Annotated in this window: 20 protein-coding genes and 1 pseudogene; 7 read left to right on the forward strand and 14 right to left on the reverse strand. The window is 49.6% G+C overall.

Annotated features, from left to right (window positions below):
- Positions 1 to 2: 2 nt before the first annotated feature.
- Together ELR70_RS25585 and ELR70_RS21580 are read left to right on the forward strand one after the other, a co-directional pair.
- Positions 3 to 833, forward strand: coding sequence for an ABC transporter permease (locus ELR70_RS25585; RefSeq protein ID WP_241566345.1), 831 nt, complete (start codon positions 3 to 5; stop codon positions 831 to 833).
- Positions 833 to 2,413, forward strand: coding sequence for an FtsX-like permease family protein (locus tag ELR70_RS21580; protein ID WP_241566393.1), 1,581 nt, complete (start codon positions 833 to 835; stop codon positions 2,411 to 2,413). The genes ELR70_RS25585 and ELR70_RS21580 overlap by 1 nt, the downstream gene beginning before the upstream one ends.
- Positions 2,414 to 2,471: 58 nt before the next feature.
- Here the strand turns inward: ELR70_RS21580 and ELR70_RS21585 are convergent, their stop codons facing one another.
- Positions 2,472 to 4,103: an MBL fold metallo-hydrolase gene (locus ELR70_RS21585; RefSeq protein WP_054016029.1), complete on the reverse strand. Its 1,632-nt coding sequence runs from the start codon at positions 4,101 to 4,103 to the stop codon at positions 2,472 to 2,474.
- Positions 4,104 to 5,000: 897 nt separating this feature from the next.
- Here ELR70_RS21585 and ELR70_RS21590 point away from each other — a divergent pair.
- Positions 5,001 to 7,094, forward strand: a complete 2,094-nt coding sequence (locus tag ELR70_RS21590; protein WP_054016030.1) for a winged helix-turn-helix domain-containing protein — start codon at positions 5,001 to 5,003, stop codon at positions 7,092 to 7,094.
- Between the two features lie 311 nt (positions 7,095 to 7,405).
- Here the strand turns inward: ELR70_RS21590 and ELR70_RS21595 are convergent, their stop codons facing one another.
- Positions 7,406 to 9,496 (reverse strand): TonB-dependent receptor, encoded by a 2,091-nt coding sequence (locus ELR70_RS21595; RefSeq protein ID WP_054016031.1) that lies wholly within the window; start codon positions 9,494 to 9,496, stop codon positions 7,406 to 7,408.
- Positions 9,497 to 9,572: 76 nt separating this feature from the next.
- Here ELR70_RS21595 and ELR70_RS21600 point away from each other — a divergent pair, with 76 nt between their 5' ends.
- On the forward strand, positions 9,573 to 9,959 hold the full coding sequence (locus ELR70_RS21600; RefSeq protein WP_054016032.1) for a MerR family transcriptional regulator: 387 nt from the start codon (positions 9,573 to 9,575) through the stop codon (positions 9,957 to 9,959).
- Between the two features lie 73 nt (positions 9,960 to 10,032).
- A complete protein-coding gene (locus ELR70_RS21605) occupies positions 10,033 to 11,202 on the forward strand; it encodes a hypothetical protein (protein ID WP_054016033.1) in 1,170 nt (389 codons plus the stop codon).
- Positions 11,203 to 11,496: 294 nt separating this feature from the next.
- Here the strand turns inward: ELR70_RS21605 and ELR70_RS21610 are convergent, their stop codons facing one another.
- Both ELR70_RS21610 and ELR70_RS21615 read right to left on the reverse strand, forming a co-directional pair.
- Entirely contained in the window at positions 11,497 to 12,465 is a 969-nt protein-coding gene (locus tag ELR70_RS21610) for a hypothetical protein (protein WP_054016035.1), read from the reverse strand.
- A 192-nt stretch (positions 12,466 to 12,657) separates the two neighbouring features.
- Positions 12,658 to 13,844 (reverse strand): annotated as a pseudogene (locus tag ELR70_RS21615) (NAD(P)/FAD-dependent oxidoreductase).
- A 371-nt stretch (positions 13,845 to 14,215) separates the two neighbouring features.
- Between ELR70_RS21615 and ELR70_RS21620 the strand changes: the two are divergent.
- Positions 14,216 to 16,321 (forward strand): S8 family peptidase, encoded by a 2,106-nt coding sequence (locus tag ELR70_RS21620; protein ID WP_054016037.1) that lies wholly within the window; start codon positions 14,216 to 14,218, stop codon positions 16,319 to 16,321.
- A 785-nt stretch (positions 16,322 to 17,106) separates the two neighbouring features.
- Here the strand turns inward: ELR70_RS21620 and rpoS are convergent.
- From rpoS to ELR70_RS21670, 10 genes are all read right to left on the reverse strand, one after another.
- Entirely contained in the window at positions 17,107 to 18,090 is a 984-nt protein-coding gene (gene rpoS / locus ELR70_RS21625) for an RNA polymerase sigma factor RpoS (RefSeq protein ID WP_054016062.1), read from the reverse strand.
- Between the two features lie 51 nt (positions 18,091 to 18,141).
- Positions 18,142 to 18,969 carry a peptidoglycan DD-metalloendopeptidase family protein gene (locus ELR70_RS21630; protein ID WP_054016038.1) on the reverse strand — a complete coding sequence of 276 codons (828 nt, stop codon included), beginning with the start codon at positions 18,967 to 18,969 and terminating at the stop codon, positions 18,142 to 18,144.
- 80 nt (positions 18,970 to 19,049) lie between these two features.
- The gene (locus tag ELR70_RS21635; RefSeq protein ID WP_054016039.1) at positions 19,050 to 19,688 is read right to left on the reverse strand and encodes a protein-L-isoaspartate(D-aspartate) O-methyltransferase; all 639 of its coding nucleotides are present in this window, start codon (positions 19,686 to 19,688) and stop codon (positions 19,050 to 19,052) included.
- Positions 19,689 to 19,693: 5 nt separating this feature from the next.
- Positions 19,694 to 20,443 carry a 5'/3'-nucleotidase SurE gene (gene surE / locus ELR70_RS21640; RefSeq protein ID WP_054016040.1) on the reverse strand — a complete coding sequence of 250 codons (750 nt, stop codon included), beginning with the start codon at positions 20,441 to 20,443 and terminating at the stop codon, positions 19,694 to 19,696.
- Complete coding sequence (locus ELR70_RS21645; RefSeq protein WP_054016041.1) at positions 20,424 to 21,488, reverse strand: tRNA pseudouridine(13) synthase TruD; 1,065 nt, start codon at positions 21,486 to 21,488, stop codon at positions 20,424 to 20,426. The genes surE and ELR70_RS21645 overlap by 20 nt, the downstream gene beginning before the upstream one ends.
- A 1-nt stretch (position 21,489) precedes the next feature.
- Positions 21,490 to 21,969 carry a 2-C-methyl-D-erythritol 2,4-cyclodiphosphate synthase gene (gene ispF / locus ELR70_RS21650; RefSeq protein WP_054016042.1) on the reverse strand — a complete coding sequence of 160 codons (480 nt, stop codon included), beginning with the start codon at positions 21,967 to 21,969 and terminating at the stop codon, positions 21,490 to 21,492.
- Positions 21,966 to 22,667, reverse strand: a complete 702-nt coding sequence (ispD, locus tag ELR70_RS21655; protein ID WP_054016043.1) for a 2-C-methyl-D-erythritol 4-phosphate cytidylyltransferase — start codon at positions 22,665 to 22,667, stop codon at positions 21,966 to 21,968. Before ispD ends, ispF begins: the two co-directional genes overlap by 4 nt.
- Positions 22,660 to 22,944, reverse strand: coding sequence for a cell division protein FtsB (ftsB, locus tag ELR70_RS21660; protein ID WP_054016044.1), 285 nt, complete (start codon positions 22,942 to 22,944; stop codon positions 22,660 to 22,662). Before ftsB ends, ispD begins: the two co-directional genes overlap by 8 nt.
- Positions 22,945 to 22,997: 53 nt before the next feature.
- Positions 22,998 to 23,645, reverse strand: a complete 648-nt coding sequence (locus ELR70_RS21665) for a hypothetical protein (protein ID WP_054016045.1) — start codon at positions 23,643 to 23,645, stop codon at positions 22,998 to 23,000.
- A 91-nt stretch (positions 23,646 to 23,736) separates the two neighbouring features.
- A complete protein-coding gene (locus tag ELR70_RS21670; RefSeq protein ID WP_054016046.1) occupies positions 23,737 to 24,219 on the reverse strand; it encodes a DUF2947 domain-containing protein in 483 nt (160 codons plus the stop codon).
- Between the two features lie 48 nt (positions 24,220 to 24,267).
- Between ELR70_RS21670 and ELR70_RS21675 the strand changes: the two genes are divergently transcribed.
- A complete protein-coding gene (locus ELR70_RS21675; RefSeq protein ID WP_054016047.1) occupies positions 24,268 to 24,498 on the forward strand; it encodes a DUF1653 domain-containing protein in 231 nt (76 codons plus the stop codon).
- Positions 24,499 to 24,517: the final 19 nt, after the last annotated feature.

A 24,517-nucleotide genomic window follows, 5' to 3' on the forward strand; every position in this document is an offset into this window, starting at 1 on the left:
CAATGATAGTGAATTATTTTAAAACCACACTCAGGGCCATGCAAAACGACCCCCGTCATTTTGCCCTTAATCTGGCCGGCTTTAGTATCGGTCTGGCGGCGGCTATTATGGTGGCCTTGTTCGCCGCGTATGAGCTGTCTTTTGACAAGCAACATCCCAACGCCGATCGTGTTTACCGTGTTCATACCGATTACCGGGCATGGGGTCTGCAACTGATCGCCGCGTCAGATTCACAGAATGCGCTGAATATGCAAAGCCATGCTCAGGTTGAGGATATCATGATGCTGGTCTCGACCGACAATCTGGCCTACTCAGCCGAGCCAATGGCACTGGATGTCAGTGTGGCGGGTGAACAGGTGCGCCTGAGCAAAGTGTACCTGGCCACGGCTAATCTGCCTGATTTCATTACTATGACGGTGCTGCACGGCGACCTCAACCGAGCTTTGAGCCGCCCGGGCCTGCTGGCCATCAGTCGCAGCGAGGCAACTCGCCTGTTTGGCAGCGAAAACGCCGTAGGAAAAACCCTGTCTTACGAACAAGGCCAATACGAAATAGCCGCCGTATTTGACAATCTGCCGGACAACACCCACTTTGTGTTCGAAACCTTAACCGCTTTACCCAAAGCCACCAAAATGCCGTTCATTGGCTATGTGTATATGCGTCTGAGCGAAGGCGCAGATGCCGCACTGCTGGCACAGCAAATGACAGATACCATGCGTGAGCAATCGACCGGCCGCCGCAAACTTCGCGCGCTGGAATTAAGCCGCCTGTCGGATCTGCACTTTAACAGCAGTGGGCCATTTGAAATGAAACAAGGGGCTCGCGCCTGGTGATGCAAGTTTGTATCGCACTGACTGTTTTGCTGCTGGTCATCGCCAGTGTGAACTTTATCAACCTCAACATTGCCGGTGCTGCGAAACGTGCCAAAGAAGTGGGTGTCCGCAAGGCGCTGGGCGCCAGTAAACCTCAGCTTATCACCCAGTTTTTAACTGAATCTTTATTTATTGTCATGATTGCGGCACTGGTTGCACTGGCTCTGGTGGAAATGATGATCCCCTATGCTAATCAGCTGCTGGAGCGCAGCCTGTCTTTAAGCTTCTCACCGGTGTTTTTGGTTGCAGTGATGGCCGTGGTGGTATTGATTGGGGTGATCTCTGGTTTATATCCGGCACTGTTTATTGCCTCTTTCAGTGCCAAACGCGTACTCAGTGGCGATCTGCAGCGAGGTAAAACCGCCATCTGGGTACGTAAACTCACGCTGGGCCTGCAAGGTGCACTGTCTGTGGCACTGATTGTGGCGGCGGCTGTGGTCTACAAACAAATGGCCTTGATCAATGATCTGCCCGTAGGGTATGCCAAGAATGACCGACTGATCATCAAAAACCTACCCGCAGAAGCCATTTACCAGCAAGCCGAGCCTCATGTATTGCGGCTCCTTAAATCATTACAGGGGGTCGCACAGGTCACTCAGTCTGATACCTTGCTAACCAATGATATGACTTCAGAGCTGTTTTTGGTGTTCCCAAACGGTGAGCGACTTGAGGGCACACAGCCCACCATAGCCACCGGCTTCCATGCCGTTGAGACGCTGGGTCTGGAGCTGGTCGCGGGGCGTGATTTTTCTCCTCAGTTTGCCGGAGACTGGATCCAAATCAGCGCTGACAACACTCGCTCATTTTCCGTGTTGCTATCACAAAGCCTGGCCAAACAAGCCGGATACGACGACCCCAGCGTGTTGCTTGGCCAGACCCTAAGTTCACACTCTGGAAATGCTCGTGCCACGGTTGTTGGTATTGTAAAAGACATAAAAATCGGCTCAGCTCGTCAGCAGCAACTGCCGGTTTTACTCACCGCGGGCGATATCAACGTGGCGATTGGCACTTTGGTCTTGAAACTGCACCCGGAGGTAAATAAAGCGCAGGTGATGCGTCAGGCTGAGCAGATCATTCAAAATGAACTGGCCATGCCAGAGGTCGAGATCAGTCTGATTGAAGACGACTATCAGCGTGCCCATATCAACGAGTTCAGAATGCAGCAACTGGTGCTATTATTCAGTACGCTGTCTATTGTGCTGACCTGTATGGGGATCTTAGGACTGGCCTCGTTCGCCACCATTCGCCGCCAAAAAGAAGTGGCCGTACGTAAGGTGCTGGGCGCCTCACGGATCAGCATAGTGACGATTTTATCCAGGGAGTTCATCACCATTGTAGGCGCAGGCTCTTTACTGGCGATCCCTGTGAGTTACTGGCTCATGAACATCTGGCTGAACAACTTCAACGACCGTATTGAGCAAGCGACCTGGGTATACGCGGCAGCCACACTGAGTGTGCTGGCCATTACCTGGCTGACCGTCGCTTGCCTGGCCTTTAAAGCGGCTAGCACCCGTCCTTCGCTGATACTCAGATATGAGTAACCGCGCCCGTTAGCCACAACCAAGCGGCAAACTGCGCAGTGCAGTGTGCCGCTTTTTCTTATTGTGTTCCAAACAAGCGTTTCAATAACACTGCCCGCTCTGTGCGAGGCATTGCCATGGCTCGGTCAATGTCGGCCTGTGTCAGCACTCGGCCATGATGCGAAGACACATACTGAGCGACTGTTATGCCCTGCTGAGTGAGCCTGTCCACCAGAGCGTCGAGACGATAATAGGTGTCGAGATCCGGCCAGCGAGCAGGCGAGTGCAGCGCATCCTCAAAGCTGCTGCCGAACATATCCTCTGTCAGCAGGATTTGCGAGCCTGGCAAATACACCACCAGATTGTGCGCAGCATGGCTGTTGGGCACATCCAGCAGGCGAATTTTCCCCCCGGCCAAAGTGTAAGATGCGGGGATTGACTCAATCTTAACCTGTGCGCCCAGTTCGTCGATCACCGCACTTTTGTCTGCCGGATGCACCAGTAAAGTGGTGTGTTCCGCTACCGTGTCTGCCAGGCCTCTCAGATGGTCGATATGATGATGCGTGACAATATGGTACTTCACGGGTTTATCCAGCGCTTTGCTTTGCCTTAATTCTGCCAGTGCTTTTGCCCAAGCACCGGCCTGCTCGTTCATCTGCCAGGTCCCCGCCGACACCAGATACTCACCGGCATCAATAAATAATGTATATCCCCAGTCTTGCCCTACAAAGTACACGCCGTCTGCCAGTGTGCGGACTGTCAGTTTGGAGACATCAAAAGGCTTGATCTCAGGAGCTTGCTGATAACCGGCTGGAATATGAAAGGCGCGCTCGGCAGGTCGCGCCACCTTAACAGTACGCGATTTGCTGTGATACTGTGGCCCCTTTGCCGTGCTGACCAGCACCTCAGACGACCAGCGTACAGCCTGTGTAGTACGATGCGCCATAAAATCATAAAAGCGCTTATGGCCTTGCTGCTCAGTCATCATGCGGCTTAATAAACCACTTTGCTGGTTCAGATAAAGCGTGTGTTTTGTATCCGGGTTATTATCCAGGGGGGCTGTGATCACGTCATGGGGCACACCTGCAATGTATGCCTCTCCCAGCCACTGGCTGGCTTGTTTATGCTGCGCCAGCTTACGAATGAGCAAGGTATCCAGCATGGCTTCAAACCCCAAAGTGGTATTATCAAAAGTGATCCGCGAACTGGGTTGATAACGCTGGAGTGCATGGTCCACGCCTGTACCCTGGTCGCTAATAAACAGACGATGGATCACTTCGGGCGCATCGCTGCCATGACTGCCCACCCGTCTCGAGTTCGCCTGCTTAAAGACCTTACGCTTACCCGCAAAATCGATGTGATAGTCGTTTTGCAGTTCACTCAGGTAAGTAACCATGGAACCCTGACGTGCATCACCACTGAGCCACTGCGAATAATGAGACAAGCGTTCATTGACTATCAGCCCTGGCATAGTAAGCAAGTGCTCACCACCATAAGCCTGAACCGAACGTTCAATGATCTGAGCTTGGCGCGATTGCGCATGAGACAATGGACATATTCCCATCATAGTAATGGCATAAATCAACACCAGAACGACGGGATGCCCGGCCAAAAATATCAACCCAGGCTCAAGGCGGGCTGCCACATTGGTAAAGTGCTTGAAGAAATGTCCGGCAGGATAAGTACAGCATTTGTTATTGTCATAGTACATAGGCTTAGCGCTCTGTTGTTATTACTTGGCGCCATTGAACGTAAATACCCAAAGCAAGGCCACAAAGCCACCCTAATGAAAAGCTGATGAATAACTGAGGGCTGCAAATTACCGTCTGGGTTTTTAGTGAGAAAAAATAAACGAATGAATTTATTGGATATATTTTTTATTCACCGTTTTCCCAAAATCCATCTTCCCGCCCCTTTTCTCCGCTATTCGTTGCCTCTTTCTCCGTCATCCCTGCCCCTTTCTCCTATATTCGTTGCCCCTTTCTCCTATATTCGTTGCCCCTTTCTCCTATATTCGTTGCCTATTTCTCCGTCATCCCGGCCCTTTTCTCCGTCATCCCGGCCCCCGAGCCGGGATCTACTCACCAGCTACACAAAAGGTGAGTTCACTCACATACATACAGCCTCATATTACTCTCCTTAGCTGCTGAGCCGTGTTTTGGATGGTTCCCGGCTCGGGGGCCGGGATGACAGGGGGCTGGCCGGAATGAAGCGGCATAGCTGACAAAGGGAGCGCTGGTCAGGGAGAGGCGACACAGCCAGGTTATTTCACTCAGATACATGCAGCCTCATGTTACTTTCCTTAGCTGCTGAGCCGTGTTTCGAATGGTTCCCGGCTTGGGGGCCGGGATGACAGGGGAGCACTGGCCGGAGTGAAGCGGCATAGCTGACAAAGGGAGTGCTGGCCGGAATGGGCGGCATAACTGATAAAAAGGTCAGGATAAGGCGACACAGCAAAAAGGCTTTGCTCAGACGTATACCTCATCACATAGCTGTCCGCTGCAAAACAATGTCACAAATTACACGCCTGCGTCTGCTGCTGTATGCCTCGACAGTGATGACGTTGCACCGTACACTCAATGCCGGATTCAGGCGGTAGCAGATTACAATGACACAGACACGATTCTTTATTAATAGCTATGAAATTGATTTGTCGCGCTCTGTGGTGATCCTGGATGGCCAGCAAACTCATGTAGAACCAAAAGTGTTACAGGTGTTGCTGCTACTGGCACAACGTCAGCGTGAGCACGGCGAGCAAGTCGTCACACATCAGGAGATAATGAACCAGGTCTGGCAAGGTGCAGAAGTGGTACCCAACGCCCTGCAACGCTGTATTGCCATCTTGCGTAAAGTACTGGGAGACGACGCCAAAAACCCTACCATTATCGCTACTCACCCAAAAATAGGGTATCGCCTGATTGCTCCCGCACGCTGGCCGGAACCCTCGGTTGAACCGGCAACCAGAGCAACTAAAAACCCTTATTTTAAAGCACCATTGTTAGTAGTAAGCACTCTCTTACTATTTTCTTTATTGTATCTGCTCTGGCCCGATAATCGACGCCCTGAATACACTCGCCTTACCCCAGTGACCCACACCGATGCTCATGAATCGCATGTTATTTTTAGCCCCGATGGCGACTACCTGATCTTTAACCGCTATGCCGGCAGTTGCACCAACCACCTGTGGGCCAGACACATCAGCAGTGGCAAAGAACATCAACTCAGTGACGCACCCGGACAATTTGGTGCAGCAAATTTTACCCCCGACGGCCGCGAGCTGGTGTTTGCCGCCAAAGCGAATTGCAACCATGAACGCGATAACGACCCCCAGTCCTGCTGGGCACTGGCATCACTGGACTTTGCACAGGCGCTCGGTCAGCCACAAACCATTGAGTCACGTTATCTGTGCAACCATACTCAACCCTATTTGCCCAAAGCACTGCCCAATCACGTTTACGCCTTCTTAAAACGCGAAACGGGTCAAACCCAGCTGGTTCAGTACAACGACTTAACTAAGACTATCAAGACGCTATACTCCGCCAAAAACGAATTTCTGTACCACTTTGATTATCATGCGCCCAGTCAGCGCTTTGCCCTGTTAAGCCAGGACAAACAGCTCAATCACATACTGACAATTGTGGATAAAGACGCACAAGTCTTACACCGCAATCAAGTTACTCTGCTGCCACACATGGACCCAAGCACTTATCTGGCGGGCCAGTTTACACCCGACGGCAACACATTACTGACAGTCAGCAATGGCCAGCTCTACAACCTGAGCCTAAGTGGTGAGGTAAACCCAGTCCCGACTCCGGCCAGCCACCTTCTCTTTGCAGACAAACACCCAATTGATCACACTCTGGCGGCCATTCACGGTGGTAAAGACATCGACATTGCGCTCCTGTTGCTGAATAACTCCCCGTCAGCCGACGCAGCGGCAGGCATAAGCCACGAATTAAACGCCCGTGCCCTGCCCTATACCAGCCTGTCGCGCACACAGGCACAGGAGCGGCAGGCACACTTTTCACCCGACGGTCAGCACATTGCTTTTGTGTCCAATCGCAACGGCACAGATCAACTCTGGATTTGGCAGAACGATCAGGCGAATGCGCTGAGCGATGCCAGTGTAGCGCATCCAATCCGCGGGTTTGTGTGGTCACCTGATGCAAGACAATTGCTCTGGGCACAGGGAGGGAAACTTTATATCTCAGACTTATCTGGCCGACAGCAGAGCCTGAGCACAACATTGCCAGTTCATTCCGTACAAGCGTGGAGTAACCCGGGACACTTGCTGGTACTGGTCAACGACCCCGTGCCCGGCGGTTTGTATCTATATGATTTAGCCGTTAACCAGCTGACAAAATTGGGGATAAACGGCGTACACCGTGCATGGCAGGTAGGCAAACAGGTGTATTACAGTGACGCTCAAGGCAAAGTAAAGCGCTTTACACTGGGTGAAGACCCCTCCCATGCCAAAGCGCTTACCGCCCTGAATGGACGCGCCATGGTCATAAAAGATAAGCATATTTATAGCGTGGACCAGACAAACCTGACACTGAACCGCTACGACTTAGACGGTAATCTGCTTAACACGCTGCGCCCCCTGAAGCCCACCGCCTGGAAAATCAGCGACGTGCATCAGGAGCGGCTATTACTGGAGCAGTTTATTGGTTTTGAACAAGCGCTGGTGCTGATTGACTAAAAGCAACCGCGCTTTTCTCAACCTTCCATTCTCTTGCCTTGTCACTCCATGACCTCTTCCCGTCATCTAGAGTCCCCTTCTCCGTCACCCCGTGCCCTTATCTGTCGCCCCGTGCCCTTATCAGTCATCCCGTGCCCTTATCAGTCATCCCGTGCCCTTATCAGTCATCCCGTGCCCTTATCAGTCATCCCGTGCCCTTATCAGTCATCCCGTGCCCTTATCCATCATCCCTTGCTTGACACGGGATCCACCAAAAAGCCCACTTGGTTTATCAGTAACAGACACCGCCCCCAAACAGCTGCGTATCGGGATTAATGACCAAACTTAATACGCACACCCGCATTAACAATAAAGCCATCGTTGCGCGACCAGATATCCGTTGTCCACTGGCCACTCACTGCCTGCTGTGGCAACAACAGTGGGTGCTCATCGGTTTGCTTCACATCCAGTAGGTTCTCGAAGTTGATAAACCAGCTGTAACGCCCGGTGGTGATCTCGCCCATTAGACCCAGGTGCCAGTAAGGATCGGACTCCGTCACAAACGGATTGGCATTGAGGCGCTGCGGCCCGGTGTAATAGGCCTCAAACCCGGCGCGGAAGTTACCGTGTTGCTCCCACATGGCCACAAATCCGGCCGAGTGTTTAGGCGTGAGCGCAATCTCTGTGCGCGTCTGGCCATCCACGCTTTGGGTTGCATCCAGGTATAAATAGCTAGCGGTCAGTTTCACGTCGCGCCAGTAATAACGCAGCAGCACTTCTGAGCCTCGGATCTGACTTTCGCCCAGTGCATTGGTCAGCCGTACCTGGGTCGGCGGCGTGCCATCCGATGTTGGCACCACTTCCAGCTCAGTCACGTTATCCACATTCGAGCCAAACAGGGTCAGGCTGGTTTCAACCGAATCAAAGGTGTAGGTAAAATCCAGCGAGGCGGTTTCGGCTTCCTCCGCCTGCAATTCACCGATGGGTGCTAAGCGCGATAAACCTGCCGCTTCAATGTCTTCCACAAAAGGCGTTGGCGCAAAGTAGCCCTGTGCATAGGAGCCGCGTACCGTCAGCTCACCCGGACGATACAACAAGGTGACCCGAGGACTGAACTGAGTACCATATTCATTGTGGTCATCCACCCGCGCACTCACCGAGGCGGTCAGCGTATCGCTCAAAGTGTGATCCAACTGAGCGAACAAGCCTGGTACTTCATAACGATAATCAAAGCTCGGAAACGTCTCGGACTCAAACACATCCGACTGATAGGCCACGCCCAGTAGCCAGTCGGTGGTGTCGTTGTACCCACTGACACTGGTTTCAAACAAATAGCTTTCGTGCTTGTCCTCTTCCAGCACCAGACCAAAGCCGTGCTCATGGTTTTGCACCATGGCCGATGAGCGCGCATGCAGCGTCAGCGTGTCGGACATCGGCTGACTATACACAAACCCACCGTCCAGGCGCTCTGAATCCTGCGTTTGCACATACGGGTTACCATCCGCCATGGTAAAGCCATCTTTGGTTCCCCCCGTGCGCTGTTCAGTCATGGCACCAGCCGTCACGTACAAGGATTCGCCCTGCTCACCTTCCCAGAATAAACGCGGCCGTGCGGTGTAACGCTCATAGCCAGCCAAATCGAACCAGCCATCGTTGTCTATGTCTTCAGACTTCTGATGATGGGCACCCAGCGTCAGCGAGCCTTTCAGGTCATCACTCAGCGGGCTTTCGATGTAAGACGTCAGATCCTGACCATCGCGTGTAGTCAGGTTCAGCAGCACCTCGCCCTTGAACTCGTCGCCCGGCTTACGAGAGATCAGGTTGATCACCCCGCCAAGTGCCGAGCCACCATATAAAGACGACGCCGAGCCTTTGATGATCTCAACCCGGCCCAGATCCGTTGGTGGAATTTGTAACAGGCCAATCGATGCTGCCTGATTACCATACAACGGCAAACCATCGGCCAGCAGCTGAGTATAACGACCATACAAACCCTGCAATCGAATATTGGCGCTGCCAAGCGCAGGCGACGTAGTTTGCATGCGCACGCCACCGGTTTCTGCCACCAGCATAGAAATATTGCCCGGGCGCATCGCCGCCTTTTCTTCGATTTCTTCGCGGTTGATTAGCTCCACCCGCACCGGCTGCTCATCGGCAATCCTGCCAGAGCGCGTTGCCTGGATAACGATTTTTTCCATTTCATGGCCATGCTCATCATGGTGCTCACCTTCAGTGTGCGCGTCATGATGACCGTCTTCATGCTGCTCTTCAGCATGGGACTCATGCTCAGGCCCAGGCGCAACCAGCGCAGCACTCACGGCAGTGGCCAGCGGACTCAGCGGCGCCGCCACACTCACCGACATCCCCAGTGATAAACAACTTAAAGACAAAACCAAACCGGCAGAACGCAACGTATCAGACATAACGAATTACTTGACCCTCAGGACAGGAATAAATGATACTGCCGATGCTAAAGGTTACAGCGGCTAGAAGGTCAATATGAAAATCAGCGAACTTGCGACGAAATCTCAGATAAATGCGAAAACCATTCGCTATTATGAGCAAGTTGGCCTGCTCAAAGCGCCGCAACGCGCCAGCAACGGCTATCGCCATTACCAACCGGGCGACGTAGATACCCTGATCTTTATCCGCCGCTGCCGCGAACTCAATATCCCGCTGGACGACATCAAACGCCTGGTCGAAGTACAAGCCGACCCCAACGCCTCCTGCGCCGTGGTCGATAAAATCATCGCCGAACAACTCGCCCAGGTACAACGCGCCCAGCGCGAACTGGCCCTGCTGGAGCAATCCCTGCAAACCCTCGCCTCATGCAGCGCCGAGCAGGTAGACCAGTGTTCGATTTTGCATAAGTTGAAGGCGCCATAAGGAGCTGAAATATGACAGAAAGTGTTATAACCTAAAGTGATACACGCCTGATAAAAACAAGAAAAATCTATTGATGCCACGACTATCGATTTACCTGCTATTCAGTCTGTTTTGCCTGCTAAATACACAGCCACTATTTGCACAGCTCAATATCGACCATACTTTAAATAGACTTATCCTGCCGTTGGCGCACCCTGTTGGCACGCATTACATGCATTTTGAGGACTTAAACCGTCCCGGCCACAGGACACAACCAGACACGCCCAGGCAACTTGGTGTACGATTTTTTTATCCCACCAAGCTAACCGCCAGCACCCAGAGATTACCACTGTTAAGCAATCAGTTTTCACGCTCGCACAGGCTGATTTATGATGAAGACGCAGATATGACCTATATCGCTCCGCTGAGCGCAATGACATGGAACATTGCCGCAGAGAGTGAAATACACCTGTCACATGGCGCTTTACCCCTGATCATTTTTTCCCACGGTTATTACCTTAACCCCGAGTTGTTTACCATCATGGCTGCACACATCGCCAGCCAGGGATACCTGGTCGCTTCCATCAATCACAGTTTTGGCTCGGATCATTATCAGCCGCCCAATTCAAAAGCGATAAAAACGATAGAGCTTCCATCAGACGATCTGGGCATTGATTTACCCATGTGGTCTGCAGATCAGCTTTTTGTCCTGGCTAAAATACAACACATGGATCACGACCCGCAAAGCCCGTTGTTCAATGCACTCAATGGTCAGGTAGGTATTCTGGGTCATTCTTACGGCGGTGCTGCGGCGTTTTATACCGCTGCAAAAACCCCCGAAGTAACCGCTATTGTTAATATGGATGGCACTGTATTTGGCTGGCAAGATATCACCGTAACACAACCTTTTATGTATGTGCAGGCAGACGAAGAATACTTTAGCGAAATCTTTATCAATGTACATAATAAAGGCTATTTAGCGCTGTTTGAATCGCTCAATCACGTCAGTTTTTCTGACATTGTGGTACTAAAAAACTGGCTAGAAAATGGCCTGAAAGACACGCCTCAATTCAATGCTATCCTGGACGTAGCCAGACTAAATGCCGCTTTTTTTGAGCACCACTTTAATCACGCCGAGGCCGCATTTGTGCCAGCAATCAAAAGCAAAACCCCATTTTCCGTAAAACTTTCTGACTGCAACGCCAGGCATAACGACTCAGCAATGACATTGCGCTGCCTGATGCATCGAATTAAGCACTACTAGAAACAACAGTTATTTTAATTTGGCAGGGAAAACGAAACAGTTCATGTTTAGCAAGCTGACAAGTATCCCCTCAGGTCAAGCGGCTGTTGGTGCTGCTGATACGGCAAGAGGCATCGCAAGACGGCGGCTTCCAATTTTGAATTACAATATAAAAGTACGACGTTTTCTGGTCACAGACATTTCTTTTCGAGTGCTAGTAATGCCATCTAAACCCGCTCGTCCGGTTTTATTGAGTCACAAGAAAATCAGCTTTTTGAACAATTTAAACGGCATACAACTTGCCCTCGTATGGGCTTAAAGTAGAGGTTTGATTGGCCAAGTTTCCACAACCCCATCATTTGTTTCACTGATGACTATTTGCCTGGACTCATCCATCGCGATGCTTAATACTGATGCGCGATCTCGGCCATCGACTTTATTCGCCATAAACTTTGCTATTAAATCCCCATCTGCAACGCGCCAGATCTGCACTTTTTGATTTGGCGAGGCAGTGAGTAACCACTGATCATTGTTAATAAATGCCGACTGATTAAACTCTATGAAGTTACTATATGTAGACAAGGAGGAACTTAGCTCTTGTGATTTTAAATCAATAAATTGACGAGCATTCACAGAGTCCAGTACGAACGCCATCGTCGCATCTGCGTTAAGAGAAACATGGTTGACTCTGGTTGAAAATTTATAAGACTGCAATTCTTTGCCTGTTTGTACATCCCACAATTTAACGAATTTATCGCTGGAACCTGTCATCGCAGTGCGCCCGTCGGCTGACAGCGCCACGGTGTTTACATCTAAGTCGTGTAATGTGTGTTGTGCTCTACGATTACTTCTGACATGTATTACTTCCGTTATGCCGCTTCTGTAACCTAACAGTAGCGTTTCACCGTCGCTGGATATCGCTATATCTCTGATAATATTTTCACCGCTAGTCCACGCGCCTAACAGCTTACCCGACTTGGCAGAAAACAGGCTAACAGACAGCCTGTTGGATATGTAAAATACACTGGCGTTGTCAGCGATACCGGTCAACTCAATATTACCTTCCGCGATACAGGGAAATACTTTTTTGTCTGAGATGTTACTCCATAAGCAAACTTCATCTTGCCTTGCAATGACAGACAAAGCACCATTTTGAGATAGGTCTGACGATTGTACCAACCCTGAGCCATGTTTCTTTTGGGCACTTGCGGGTGTTTCAAAATGAGAGTCAAACAAGCAGCCCGTCAATAGTAATGACAAGGCCGTAGCGGATATTTTTTTCATTTTTATAATCCTTTCGGTATTAGGCACTCAAGCTAATACTCTTTTTCCGTATACACGTTCACTGCCAAAGTTGTTACCCTCAGCATATTCCAGCAACTTACCTGATTGTAATGGCATAGTTAAATGGGTCACCTAACCAGAAGATTAGATGACGCATCTTAGCAGTATACAAACTTTATTATTACACTCCACCTAACACGCCTGTCCGCATGCCCAGCCGCAGCTCCAGGCGTATTGGAAGTTGTAGCCGCCGAGCCAGCCGGTGACGTCGGTGACTTCGCCGATAAAGTACAGGCCCGGGGCTTTTTTGGCTTCGAAGGTTTTGGAGCTGAGTTCGTCGGTGTCGACGCCGCCCAGGGTGACTTCGGCGGTGCGGTAACCCTCTGTGCCATTGGGTTTAATGTGCCAGTGGTGTAGGGCGTGGGCCAGCGTGTCGATTTCGCTGTGACTGAGCTGGTTGGCATTTTTTTCCGGTACGGTTTGCTCGTTGATTAATACCTCAACAAAGCGTTTAGGTAATATTGTACTAAGCAGGTTTTTCAGAGATTTATTACCCTGCTCCTGGCGCCAGTCGTGCAACTGAGCATGCATATCCGTCTCTGGCAGCAGGTTAACAATCACACCCTGTCCGGCGCGCCAGAAGGAGGAGATCTGCAAAATCGCGGGCCAGACAGGCCACGGTGGGTAAACAGCAGGTTCTCTTTGAAGCGGGTGCCATCTTCGCTTTGTGCAGTGCAGGGTAAGCTTACACCCGCCAGGCCATCAAAGCGGGCTTTATCGTGGTCGTGCAAAGTAAAGGGCACCAGCGCTGCCATAGTCGGCAGTACTTTCAGGCCAAACTGCTCGGCAATTTTATAGCCAATGGGGGTGGCGCCCAGTTTGGGCATAGTGAGGCCTCCTGCGGCCACCACCAGAGATTCACAACTAAACACCTGCTCAGAGGTGGTGACGATATATCCGCCGGCTTCGGTGCGTTCAACTTTAATGACTTCGTTACGCAGAAATACCTCAACCCCGGCCCAGTCGCATTCGGTTAACAGAATGTCGACGATATCCTGAGCGCTGTTATCACAAAACAGCTGACCCAGGGTTTTATGGTGATAAGCCAGCCCGTGGCGGTCCACCAGCTCAATAAAGTCGTGCTGGGTGTAACGGCTCAGGCAGGACTTCACAAAATGGGGATTGGCGCATAAATAGTTCTGTGGCGTAGCACCTTCATTGGTAAAATTGCAACGACCACCACCACTAATGAGTATTTTTCGACCAGCTTTTTTACCCATATCGACCACCGCGACACTGCGCCCCCGATACCCAGCCTGTGCCGCGCACATCAGGCCAGCCGCGCCCGCGCCGATGATCACCACATCAAAGTTCAACATTGTATATTGTGTCCTGAAAAAGTTATGCGCTTATTGTATCAACTTATGCCCTGGAGGTGGAGTAATGCGATTATTTAGCAAACAAAGGCACATAATTTTATCACAACTAGTAATAAAATATTAACCATTTACAATCGTTTACAATACTAACTAATTCATACTTCATACTGTAACAAATAATAATTATGCAATAAAAACAAAGAATTATTGTCATAATTGAACTATTTAGCCATCCGCTTATAACAAAAACAATAGTGTAAATAACAAAACAGCACTTTAAATAGTTTAACCAGTTCTTTACCTTCGATAACCATCTGCTTGCACACGCAAACAGAACAACAACAACAAGTAAGAAACTAGGAATCATAATAATGACAACACGCAACTTAAAAATCGGCGCTGTCGCGCTAGCGATGTCAGGCATGTTCGCCGCTTCTAATGCAATGGCTAACAACGTTGAAGCATTCAATAATAACGCAAACATTGCTCAACTGAGCCAGAAAATGCAAAGCCAGAACACTGCCGGTACCCAGTTCATCATTAAATATAAAGATAACAGCAATCAGCTTATGTCTATTTCTGGTGCCGACATGTCACCAGCTATGATGAACTCGCGTGCACAAAGTTTCGTGAAGAACTTCAAAAGCAAGAAAAAATCTTCACTGAAAACTAAGTACGTTCGCAAGATGGCGCTAAGCAACCACCACGTTATGCGTGTTGATCAAAAGCTGAGTGCAGCTGAAGCACAAAGCCTGATGATGGAAATGTCTGCTACTGGCAACATTGAGTACATTGAAATTGACCAAATGTTACAGCCTTTCGCGACGCCTAACGATCCGCGTTATTCTGATCAGTGGCATTACTTTGAAGCAGCTGGCGGTATCAACGCACCAGCAGCATGGGACAAAGCTACGGGTAACGGCGTAGTTGTTGCTGTTCTTGATACTGGTTACCGTCCACACGCTGACCTGAACGCAAACATTCTACCAGGTTACGACATGATCTCTGATCTGTCTGTTGCCAACGATGGCGGCGGTCGTGACAGCGACGCACGTGACCCGGGTGATGCGGTATCCGCAAACGAGTGTGGTTACACGCACAGCGCACGCAGCTCAAGCTGGCACGGTACACACGTAGCAGGTACGGTTGCTGCAGTTTCTAACAACGGTGAAGGTGTTGCCGGTGTTGCTTACGACGCAAAAGTTGTACCTGTACGTGTACTTGGTAAGTGTGGTGGTCTGACTTCAGATATCGCTGACGCTATCATCTGGGCTTCAGGTGGTTCAGTATCAGGTGTGCCTGCTAACTCTAATCCAGCTGACGTTATTAATATGAGCTTAGGTGGCAGTGGTGCATGTAGCTCTACGACTCAAAACGCGATCAACACAGCGCGTGCTAACGGTACAACCATTGTTATTGCAGCTGGTAACGACAACGATAACTCTGCAAACTACAACCCAGGTAACTGTTCAGGCATCATCAACGTTGCGTCTGTAGGCCGTAACGGTGGTCGTGCTTACTACTCTAACTACGGTTCAAACATCGACGTTGCAGCACCAGGTGGTGCGCAAAGCTTTGCGAATGACCCAGAAGGTATTCTGTCTACTTATAATTCAGGCAGCAACACACCTTCAAGCGACAGCTATTCATACTCACAAGGTACGTCAATGGCGGCACCTCACGTTGCAGGTGTAGCGGCACTTATCAAGCAAGCGAAACCTTCTGCAACGCCTGATGAAGTAGAGAGCATCCTGAAGAGCACGACACGTAGCTTCCCTGCAACATGTACTAGCTGTGGTACAGGTATCATTGATGCATCAGCAGCCGTAGATGCAGCACTGGGCGGCACTGGCGGTAACGAGCTGGAAGATGGCGTAGCTAAGACTAGCCTTTCTGGCGGCACGGGCAGCGAAACTTTCTACACCTTTGAGGTAGGCAGTGGCGTAAGCAAAGTAACCTTCACTATGAGTGGTGGTACTGGTGATGCTGACCTGTACGTACGCGCAAATGCTAAGCCGACTCAGTCAGCTTACGACTGTCGTCCATACGAAGGTGGTAACAACGAAGTATGTACAATTGATAACCCGTCGACTGGTACTTACCACGTTATGATGCGCGGTTACTCTGCATACAGCGGTGTTAGCCTGAAAGCTGAAACTGCTGGCGGTTCAACGGGCCCGGTTGAGTTAACTGAGTCTAACCTGTCTGCAAGTACTGGCAACTGGATCCAGAAATCACTAAACGTACCTGCGGGTATGAGCAGCCTGACAGTAACTATCTCTGGTGGTACTGGCGACGCTGACCTGTTCGTTAAGCAAGGTAGTGCACCTACCAGCTCTAGCTACGATTGCCGTCCTTATAAAGGTGGTAATGCAGAGACTTGTACTTTCACTAACCCACAAGCAGGTACCTGGTACTTCGGTCTTAACGCTTACAGAACTTTCTCTGGCGTAACATTAAACGCAAAAGCACAATAAGCACTTTCCCCAGGCTTTTTAATGAGGGCTAAACCTTAGGGTTTGGCCCTTTTTTATTGGAAATTGTTAAAGCGCCCGCTATGTCGCTTGATGTGCTTATCCAGTCATTTCGGGCTCGACATGGGATCTAGTTGCCGGCCGCTGCATAAAGTGGAGCACTCAGGAGTAAAACGCCTCCCGTTTCCATCTGTGGTAGGTGTGTTGTATTTGGATGGTTCCCGGCTCGGGGGCCGGGATGACAGGGTTTTGAGTGCGGAATAATTGAATACATCATGCACTCCGTCATCTAAAAGCCAGCTCCGTTGTCCTATGCCCCCTCCCAGTCATCCCGTGCTCGACACGGGATCTACTCACTGGCGACTGCGTAAGATGGCGTTACTCAGATGCTAAACACCTCTCGTTACTCTCTGTGGTAGGTGTGTTGTATTTGCAATTGTTCCCAGCTCAGGGATCGGGATGACGGGCTTTACAGGGCTGAGAGATGAATTTATGAATGGCTAGTTCTGCGGTCTATCAAAGCACATGGAGAAGTGATGTGCAGAGCCATATATTGGAGGTTGTGAATAACGTAATTGCTCAGCCTGAGCACTTAATTCGCGTGATATAACAATGCACTTCTAAATGAGTATTTATCGTCTAACTGGGCAAGAAAGTACAAAGGAAAGTCGATGCATGTATTTTGGGGGATATTCGAGAGTCATTCAAACTACGGAATGACTCAACGATAACGTGGCTATTCAGCGCTTGGAATATAGGAGAAAAGGTAACATGCGCTGCTACTCCACTTACATTTGTTCAAACAAGCTGTCTGTGCTCAAGCCCTCATGTTGTAAGATGTCTTTTAGACGACGCAGTGCTTCAACCTGAATTTGGCGAACACGTTCACGGGTTAGTCCGATCTCGCGACCCACATCTTCCAAAGTCGATGGTTCATACCCTAACAGACCAAAACGACGTGCAAGCACTTCTCTTTGTTTCGGGTTCAATTCACCCAGCCAGTCAACGATATGGCGGTTAATGTCTTTGTTCTGAACTTCGCTTTCCGGCTCGTAACCACGCTCGTCAGCAATAATGTCTAATAACGCTTTGTCATTATCCCCGCCGATAGGCGTGTCTACGGACGTAATTTTCTCGTTCAGACGCAACATCTTACTGACATCTTCAACCGGTCTGTCGAGTGACTCTGCGATTTCCTCCGCAGTCGGTTCATGATCCAGCTTTTGAGTCAGTTCACGTGCTGTACGGAGGTACACATTGAGCTCTTTGACCACATGGATAGGTAAGCGAATGGTGCGAGTCTGGTTCATAATGGCCCGCTCAATGGTCTGACGGATCCACCAGGTCGCATAGGTAGAAAAGCGAAAACCTCGTTCCGGATCGAACTTCTCAACGGCTCGGATCAGGCCTAAGTTTCCTTCTTCAATCAGGTCAAGTAACGCCAGTCCCCGATTGTTGTAACGCCGCGCAATTTTTACTACCAGTCGCAGGTTACTTTCGATCATACGTTTACGAGACGCCTCACAGCCTTTCAACGCCTTACGCGCGAAGTACACTTCTTCTTCAGCACTCAGCAGCGGCGAAAAGCCAATCTCTCCCAAATACAATTGGGTTGCATCTAAATTCTTAACGCTGTCGTCCTTGGCGAAAAGTTCTTCATCATTTTCGATATCTTCAAGCAGCTCCGTTTTGGGCTCCTCGACTGAAACATCTTCAAACTTCTCGTCCAATTCTGGATTTACTTTACTATTCAATTTTGCTGTTTGAGCCATAAGCATCCCCCAAGCGAATAAGTGACAGTTTTCCATCATTACGTCGATAGGCTAATTTTTAGGCAAGAACCTACCGGGATTTACGGCTTGTCCGCGGTAACGGATCTCAAACCGCAACGCAACAGATGATGCGTCTGTATCTCCCATTTCGGCAATTTTTTGCCCAGCTTTAACTTGCTGCTGCTCTCTTACTAGCAATTTGGAATTGTGGGCGTACGCGCTAAGATAATCATCTGTGTGTTTAAGTATGATTAAATTACCGTATCCCCGTAACGCACTCCCTGCATATACAACAACACCATTTGCCGCAGCCTTAACAGATGTTCCCTTTTTATTTGAAATCTGAATTCCCTTATAGCCGTTTTCTTTGACAGAAAAGCGTCGGGTCACCTTACCAACTGCGGGCCAGCGCCATCGTACCTTATTATTTGACAACTGTTTGGTATGACTGGATTTTTCGCTGGCTTGCTTTTGAACATACTCTCGTTGCTTGGGACGATCAAGCTCTTTTTTCGGTGAAATGTTATTTTTTTGTTTTTTATCGGTTAAATTTACGGTTTTTGCTGATTGCTTTTTAGACGTTTTATTCGTCTTTTTTGGATAGTCTAAGGAGATGATCTGACCAGGGAAAATCGTGTAGGGAGGCTTAATTTTATTGATTTTGGCAACAGTTCTAACATCCTTATTTGCACTAAAAGCAATAGCAAACAAAGTGTCACCTTTTTTAACCTTATATTGATTATTTTTTATTTGAATTTTTTGTTTATAGCTGGTCTTACCTTTGGAGAGATTAACAACCGGAGCGGGGGAATGTGGCGTAGTACATGCGGCCAGAAAATAGCACAACAGCAAAAGAGTATTGATGCGCGTCCGATTCATGCCTTGATTACTTTCCGCTTGTTAATTCGACCATCCACTTTAGCATACTCAACTGGATTTTCTCGCTTTTTTTGTCAAGTCTAGCTCAGTGCGCCCGGAATTAAAGGAACGAAACGTACCTCTGCCAGTTTATTTTCAATGAATTGCTGACCTTGTCTTTGGTACATAGTAAGAACCTGATGTTGCTCACCAACAGGGATCACCATCACCCCACCATCGCACAGTTGCTCAAGCAGCGCCTGAGGTACTTGCGCCGCTGCTGCGGTGACTATGATGCCCTCATAGGGCCCTTTCGAAGCCCAGCCCTGCCAGCCATCACCATGCTTCATTGCCACATTATACAGATCCAGCATATGTAAGCGGCGCTTTGCCTGCCATTGTAGTGCTTTGATCCGCTCAATGCTGTACACCTCGTCAAACAGCTGAGCCAGCACGGCCGTCTGATATCCAGAGCCAGTGCCAACCTCCAGCACTTTTTTAGCAACTCCCGCCTGGCGCAACAGCTCGGTCATTCGCGCAACGACCAAAGGCTGAGAAATCGTTTGCCCTTGCCCAATCGGCAGCGCCGTATTTTCATATGACTTATGCTGCAACACAGTGTCAACAAACAAATGTCGGGGTGTGATCTCCAGGCAATTCAGCACCTCAGGGTCGTTAATACCATGGCGCGCCAGTGTTGCAACCAATGCCTCTGCGCTGCGTTTATAGTTTTTGAGCAACGTACTTACTCCTGAGCAGCAATCCAGCTTGACAGCGAATCCAGGCTTTCATGTGCTGTCATATCAACTTTAAGTGGTGTTATGGCTGCATAACCTTGTTTAACTGCATAAAAATCGGTGCCTTCTCCGGCATCCAACTCCTGACCCAGTGACCCATACCAATAAACGTCTCTGTTCCAGGGATCCAGCTGCCGAGTCATCGTTTCGGCTTTATGCCTGGCCCCTAAGCGAGTCACCAGCATGCCTTTTAGGTCGGACAGGGGAATGTCTGGCACATTGATATTGATGATCTGATCTTTGGGTAGCGGATGGCTTTTTAGTGCTTTGATAAGTTTAACTGTAACAGCCGCCGCAGTTTCATAGTGTGCTTCACGTTTTGAGCAAAGTGATACAGCAATGGCAGGTAAGCCAAGATGACGCCCCTCGGTGGCGGCGGCAACGGTGCCCGAATAAAGCGTATCGTCGCCCAGGTTGGCGCCGTTATTGATACCAGCCACTACCAGATCCGGCGCTTCATCGAGCAGCTGATTCACCCCCAGATGCACACAGTCGGTGGGTGTTCCGTTGACACTCACAAAGCCATTATCCAGTGTTGTTGCCCGCAATGGGTTTATCAGTGTCAGAGAATTACTTGCACCACTGCAATTGCGGTCGGGCGCAATGACCACAACCTCTGCGATTTCGCACAAAGCTTTGTAGAGTACTTCAATGCCTTTTGCATGTACCCCATCGTCGTTACTGAGCAGTATCTTCATCTTGGTTGTTTCCTTTTTTATCGTAGTTGCGATGGCTGACATCTTCATGATGCACCAGCTCACGCAGTATCGCGGTGGCATAACACCCTTTAGGTAAATCAAAACTAAGCTGAATTGTTGTTGCCTCCAGGGACTTTACCAGCAGATTTCCGGGTATCACCCGAAGTGCCCTGCGCTCGTTTTTAAGCCCTAAGGAGCCTAGTCCCTGCCACCAGTCGGCAAAGGGTTTGAGCCACTCTACCTCTAGTGCGGTAAGGCCTTTTTCGCCTTTACCCAGCAAAGGAGCAGACAACACGATATCCTCTTCAAGCAGCCGAACTATCAGCTCATCACTGATGTCTTCTTCAAAAAACGCGTTGCTGCCACTGAGCATAAACACTTCACGATGCCAGGTTTTTGCCAGGCCATGCTCAGCAACCCGCCGAGAGACCAGCTGATTAAAAATATGTGAGCGCGCCGCAGAGATCACCAGACCTCGTAATTTTTTATCACGGATCCGCTCTCCTTCAAACAGTCTTTGCGCCATTTCCAGGTTATACCCATCATGACCAAAGCGTTGCTCACCAAAATAGTTGGGCACGCCCTGACGCACCGCGTTAACGCGTGACAACAGATCCAGTGGTTCACTGACATTACGTAGCGTGATGGTAAAACGATTACCTTTGTGACATCCGGTGCGTAACTTTCGGTTATGACGAACTTGCTTAAGCACAAACAGACTGTCACAGTTGAGCTTACTGAAATCCAGTGACTGCTTGATTGGCACCGGTACGCTAAACCACTGAGTACAGACACCATGGCGATCTTTGAGTCCACCGTAGCTGACATCTCTTGGCGCGACACCGGCAAATTCAGCCAGTTTGCGAGCAATAAAGGCGGTGTTCTCACCTTTTTTAACTATCTGCAGGCAAACATGCTCCCCTTCCCCGGTAAATTCAATGTCGAGGATTTCATCAACCATAAAGTCTTCAGGCTGAGATTTAAATTCAGCACGCGCTTGTGGTTTACCATACAAGTAATTGAGCTCAGATACACAGGTTTTCACACTAAGCCACCTTCGTCAGTAGCACCACAGCATGACTGGAAATGCCTTCTTTTCTTCCTTCAAAGCCCAACTTTTCAGTGGTCGTTGCTTTGACATTAACCAGGCCAATGTCGGCGTTGCAATCCGCCGCCAGATTAGCGCGCATGGCATCGATATGCGGGCGCATTTTTGGTGCCTGGGCCACTATGGTGACATCCAGATTACCGAGCTGATAGCCTAAGTCGCTGACCTGCTCCATGACCCTACGCAGCAGGATACGGCTGTCGATATTTTCAAATTCAGCCGCTGTATCCGGAAAATGCTTTCCAATATCGCCCAGTGCCAGTGCACCGAGCAAAGCATCACACACAGCATGGATAGCAACATCACCGTCGGAGTGTGCAATAAAGCCTTGTGTGTAAGGGATCTTCTCACCACAAATAGTCAGCGGGCCTTCGCCACCAAACTTATGAACATCAAACCCGTGACCTATGCGAATCATAGTGACCTCTCTTTACTTTGTTGTGACATCAGAAAACTGGCAAGCGCATAGTCTTCCGGTGTGGTAATTTTAATGTTGTCTGAGCGGCCACTGACTAATCGAACTGGCAGCCCAGCATGCTCGATGGCCGACGCTTCATCGGTGATTTGAACTTGGTTTTGCAGTGCCTGCTGCAACGCATTGAGCAGCTGCTGATATGGAAAAAACTGGGGTGTGAGCGCCTGCCATAAGGTCTCTCGTGGCACAGTTTCTTCGCTGTGACTGGTGCCGCGCTTAATGGTATCTTTAACTTTACTCGCCAAAATACCGCCTTCCTGATGCGTTAAGCATTGCTCCATCAGATTAGTGATATCGCTCACTTCAACCAAAGGTCTGGCCGCATCATGGACCAGCACCCAGTCCGGTGGCGTGTCCTGCATGGCCAGCAAGACATTCAGAACAGAGTCGGCACGCTCTTTACCACCATTAACCCGTCTGACGTTCAGTCCACTGAGTGACAACTCGCTAAAATAACCGTCGGTTTCGCTTATTGCCACGTAAATTTGGTTTAGCTGTGGCAATGTAGCCAGTTTAGTGAGCGTGTGCTCAAGCACAGTTTTGTCGCCAATTTTAAGGTATTGCTTAGGATGGTTCAGTCCCATTCTGGCCCCAACGCCAGCAGCAGGAACGACAGCTGCAATTGTAGTTGATTTATTCATCGTGCTTCTTTGACAGTACGCGGATAAAGGTTTCGTTGGGTTTGATCATACCCAGCTCGTGGCGAGCACGCTCTTCTACCCCTTCGAGCCCAAGCTTCAGATCTTCAATATCCGCTTTGAGTAATTTATTGCGTTTAGCCAGATCGGCATTGGCAGCCTGATGCTTGTCTACGGCTGTTTTGATACGCCTGAAGTCTTCAAGACCATTGTGCCCAAACCACAGGTTGTATTGGGTATATGCACACAGACATAGCAATGCAAGTTGGAAATATCGCATTCGAGCTACCTTAATTGCTTTACAGGATCATGCATTGCACCTGGCAATGTGCACTACTTGCGTTGTTGTTTTTTTCTTACGTTTGCCCAGTTCACACTGCTGGCAAGTAACATTTCTCGTAAACCCAGTGTTCTGGGCGGTAGTATTTTATGATATTGCCAGCGGTGACCACAACAGGCAGCGGTCATTAACGCTTTACTTGGTTTGAGTAAATAGCGCGTTGCTGGTAAGTCTAACTGTCCATCTTCACCAAATGCATTACCCGAGCAGTCAAACCAGCCAAACTGGTTACAATGGCATAGCCCATCGCGAGTCTGATCCAGCGTATCTAAGTACACGCAAGTAACACCAGCGTCGATGACCATAACAGGCACTACCAAACCAACAGAGGCATGTGCGGTATAAAAGGTTTTGGCTTCATCACAGTGCCACTGGGGGCATTTACGTTGTTTGGCCAGCCAGCAGCCGTTGTGGCTATCAAGTTCGAGGGGAACTTCACCGAGCACAATATGCGTCGCAGCTCGCTCAACATAATAAGGCAGGCTACTTAGCCGCCTTTGCAGACGGTCCAGATCGGGCTCAGCAGACAAGCTGGGGATTTCACGTGCATAGAACACATTAGCCAGCTCTGCATAGGCCAGCCGGGTTGCTTCATCCTGCCATATCGTGCTTTGTTGCTTAGTGTGACCTTGATTGTTCAAAATGCCTCCTTTACACAGAGGTTATATCACGACCACACCGTTAAATATAGCGCACGAATATGAAAGCCACCGGCGGTGGGTAGCCAAAGCCCTAAACGTTTTTAGGTCGTTTACCGAGTCTGGCTTCTCCGGATTCGCTGAACATCACTGCCGTATCACGCTTCTTACCCAGTAACAGGCTGCCATCGGCCAAAAACATAAAATTCTGCCAGGTACGCTTAAACACATCGAACTGAGTTTCAATGATCAACTCCCGCGACATACAAAAGTACACTGTGGTGTTATCTTCCCAGTTAAGAAAGTCACAAATGGTGTTTGGCAGGGTTGCTTCACCGGCTTCCCATGGCCCTTCCCAGTCCAGGCTTTCCTGCCAGTTTTCTTCTTTTCCTGGCCAGTCATGGGGCGTAAAAAAGTCGGGGTGATCCTGCTCTCGACTAACCATAGTGGTCCACAGCACCGCCGCACGTTGCTCTGTCATCGGCTTGATCCGAGCCAGATCGGCCTCATCAATGGGCAAATCCTGGTGGCGGAACACCCAGGCTTTCTTGAACGCATCGAGCGCAATATAATTCATGTCTGATACCTATTAATTAAAACCCTGACATTATACCTAATTGGAGCAATGACCGTGAACAAAGAACTCAAACCCGGTATTTATCAACATTACAAAGGCCCGAAATATCAGGTGCTGTTTGTTGCCACGCACAGTGAAACAGAAGAAGCCATGGTGGTATACCAAACGCTCTATGGCAACTTTGATCATTGGGTCAGGCCACTTAGCATGTTCTGTGAAACGGTTGAAGTAGATGGCCAGCAGCGCCCACGGTTTGCGTACCTGGGTGTCGCCGAATGATGAGCATTTGCACTGCCCT

It is taken from the genome of Pseudoalteromonas sp. R3, from assembly GCF_004014715.1.
Taxonomy (GTDB): Bacteria; Pseudomonadota; Gammaproteobacteria; order Enterobacterales; family Alteromonadaceae; genus Pseudoalteromonas.

Coding starts and splice junctions, on each gene's coding strand:
- ELR70_RS25585 (WP_241566345.1), top strand. CDS start 3: ATGATAGTGAATTATTTTAAAACCACACTCAGGGCCATGCAAAACGAC.
- ispF (WP_054016042.1), bottom strand. CDS start 21,969: ATGATTCGCATAGGTCACGGGTTTGATGTTCATAAGTTTGGTGGCGAA.
- ELR70_RS21600 (WP_054016032.1), top strand. CDS start 9,573: ATGAAAATCAGCGAACTTGCGACGAAATCTCAGATAAATGCGAAAACC.
- ELR70_RS21580 (WP_241566393.1), top strand. CDS start 833: ATGCAAGTTTGTATCGCACTGACTGTTTTGCTGCTGGTCATCGCCAGT.
- ELR70_RS21670 (WP_054016046.1), bottom strand. CDS start 24,219: ATGAATTATATTGCGCTCGATGCGTTCAAGAAAGCCTGGGTGTTCCGC.
- surE (WP_054016040.1), bottom strand. CDS start 20,443: ATGAAGATACTGCTCAGTAACGACGATGGGGTACATGCAAAAGGCATT.
- ELR70_RS21605 (WP_054016033.1), top strand. CDS start 10,033: ATGCCACGACTATCGATTTACCTGCTATTCAGTCTGTTTTGCCTGCTA.
- ELR70_RS21610 (WP_054016035.1), bottom strand. CDS start 12,465: ATGAAAAAAATATCCGCTACGGCCTTGTCATTACTATTGACGGGCTGC.
- ELR70_RS21675 (WP_054016047.1), top strand. CDS start 24,268: ATGACCGTGAACAAAGAACTCAAACCCGGTATTTATCAACATTACAAA.
- ELR70_RS21585 (WP_054016029.1), bottom strand. CDS start 4,103: ATGTACTATGACAATAACAAATGCTGTACTTATCCTGCCGGACATTTC.
- ELR70_RS21620 (WP_054016037.1), top strand. CDS start 14,216: ATGACAACACGCAACTTAAAAATCGGCGCTGTCGCGCTAGCGATGTCA.
- ELR70_RS21590 (WP_054016030.1), top strand. CDS start 5,001: ATGACACAGACACGATTCTTTATTAATAGCTATGAAATTGATTTGTCG.
- ELR70_RS21595 (WP_054016031.1), bottom strand. CDS start 9,496: ATGTCTGATACGTTGCGTTCTGCCGGTTTGGTTTTGTCTTTAAGTTGT.
- ELR70_RS21630 (WP_054016038.1), bottom strand. CDS start 18,969: ATGAATCGGACGCGCATCAATACTCTTTTGCTGTTGTGCTATTTTCTG.
- ispD (WP_054016043.1), bottom strand. CDS start 22,667: ATGAATAAATCAACTACAATTGCAGCTGTCGTTCCTGCTGCTGGCGTT.
- rpoS (WP_054016062.1), bottom strand. CDS start 18,090: ATGGCTCAAACAGCAAAATTGAATAGTAAAGTAAATCCAGAATTGGAC.
- ftsB (WP_054016044.1), bottom strand. CDS start 22,944: ATGCGATATTTCCAACTTGCATTGCTATGTCTGTGTGCATATACCCAA.